This is a genomic window from Acinetobacter sp., assembly GCF_036666595.1.
Lineage (GTDB): Bacteria > Pseudomonadota > Gammaproteobacteria > Pseudomonadales > Moraxellaceae > Acinetobacter.
This window is the reverse complement of the sequence record NZ_JAVWVO010000160.1, coordinates 1-522: the sequence shown is the minus strand read 5'-3', so window position 1 is coordinate 522 and position 522 is coordinate 1. Positions and strand designations below refer to the sequence as shown.

Sequence of the window (522 nt, the reverse complement as noted above, 5' to 3'; positions counted from 1 at the left end):
AAGGGCAATGGTCAACGTGGTTTTAAAGATCACGATGTTCCAAAGGATGATGTGAAGCGTGCCTTATATGAAGAAGGTAAAAACAAACTTTTAGCGCATGGTTATCATGAAATTGGCATGGATCATTTTGCTTTAGACCGTGATGGGATGTATCAGTCCTTTAAAGCGGGTACTTTACATCGTAATTTTATGGGCTATACCTCGTCTAAAACCCAAGTGATGATTGGGCTCGGTGTGTCTTCGATTAGTGATAGCTGGTATAGCTTTGCGCAAAATGAAAAGGTTTTAGATGATTATTATGCTCGCCTTGAGAATAATGAACTTCCTGTATTTAAAGGGCATGTTTTAGATACTGAAGATTTAAAAATTCGTCAGCATATTTTAAATTTGATGTGTACTTTTGAAACATCTTGGAAAGAACCAAGTATGGATTTTCCTGAGCGTATTGATGTGATTCAACGATTGGTTGAAATGCAGCATGATGGTTTATTACAGATTGAAAAGGATCGTATTGTGATTACC

General features: G+C 36.8%; 1 pseudogene. It reads left to right on the top strand.

What is annotated here, in order from left to right:
- A pseudogene (locus RR876_RS17370) lies at nucleotides 1-522 on the top strand (coproporphyrinogen III oxidase); the annotation flags it as partial.